The sequence below is a fragment of the Polynucleobacter sp. 39-46-10 genome, assembly GCF_002282275.1.
In genome coordinates, this window is the sequence record NZ_NCJB01000473.1 from 1 (window position 1) to 1,380 (window position 1,380).

At 47.2% G+C, this 1,380-nt stretch carries 3 pseudogenes; all 3 read left to right on the forward strand.

What is annotated here, in order from left to right:
- A pseudogene (locus tag B7X71_RS16900) lies at window positions 1-193 on the forward strand (lipoyl(octanoyl) transferase); the annotation flags it as partial.
- 59 nt (window positions 194-252) lie between these two features.
- Window positions 253-1,206 (forward strand): annotated as a pseudogene (gene lipA, locus B7X71_RS16905) (lipoyl synthase); the annotation flags it as partial.
- A pseudogene (locus B7X71_RS16910) lies at window positions 1,196-1,380 on the forward strand (hypothetical protein); the annotation flags it as partial. The pseudogenes lipA and B7X71_RS16910, both read left to right, overlap by 11 nt.

Genomic DNA, 1,380 nt, shown 5'->3' on the forward strand with positions numbered 1-1,380 from the left:
CTCAAAAGGATGCTCCTATCATGGCCTTGCTCTGAATGTATCGACTGATTTAGAGGCTTTTTCCCGTATTCACCCATGTGGGTATGAGGGCTTAAGGACGGTTGATATGCAAACCCTTGGGATCAAGGACAATATAGACATTATTAGCCAAACCCTTTTAGGGCATTTGCAAAAGCAACTGACTTCATCATGACCACCAATAAGCCGGATCTCGACACTGCCGCCACTAGCAATAGTCGCCAAGACCTGAATTACGATGCTTCCCGAAAGCAAAAGTCGAGCGAGAAAACTGCGCGTATTCCGATCAAGATCGTGCCCCTAGAGCAGGTGCTCAAAAAGCCTGATTGGATTCGTGTAAAGGCCGCCTCTAATAATTCACGTTTTTCTGAGATCAAAAAAATTCTGCGTGAGAATGAGTTAGTAACTGTTTGCGAAGAAGCAAGCTGCCCCAATATTGGTGAGTGCTTTGGTAAAGGCACTGCTACCTTCATGATCATGGGTGACAAATGTACGCGTCGTTGTCCGTTTTGTGATGTGGGTCACGGCAGACCGGATCCGCTGGATACCAAAGAGCCTGGCAACTTAGCGCGCACCATCGCCGCTTTAAAACTCAATTATGTGGTGATTACGAGCGTTGATCGTGATGATTTGCGCGATGGTGGCGCCATGCATTATGTGGACTGCATTTCTCAATCACGTGATTTATCTCCAGGCACCCGTATTGAGGTGTTGGTTCCAGACTTCCGTGGTCGCCTAGACAAGGCTTTAGATATTTTTTCTGAGCATGCACCTCAAGGTCTGCCCGATGTCATGAATCACAATTTAGAAACCGTACCGCGTTTGTACAAGCAGGCGCGTCCTGGTGCTGACTATGCACACTCTCTGAAGCTATTGAAAGACTTTAAAGAACGCTTCCCCCACATTCCAACCAAGAGTGGATTGATGGTTGGATTGGGTGAGACTGACGAAGAGATTTTAGAAGTCATGCGTGATATGCGTGAGCACAATATCGACATGCTGACTATTGGCCAGTATCTGGCGCCTTCAGGCCACCACCTTCCAGTGCAGCGATATGTTCATCCAGATGTGTTTAAGCATTTTGAGGAAGAGGCTTATGCCATGGGCTTCTCTCATGCGGCCGTGGGTGCGATGGTGCGATCTAGCTACCATGCTGATCAACAAGCACATAGTGCAGGTGTTGTCTAAACATATGCTCCGTAAGTTTGGTGTAGTTCTAGCGCTTGCATTGCTACTTTCTGCTTGTAGTCCCAAGCTAGATTGGCGGACAGTGCAGTCTCCGCAAGATCGCTATAGCGCTTTATTTCCAGGCAAGCCTGAAAAGATTCAACGAAAACTCCCATATCAAAATCAAGAAATTCC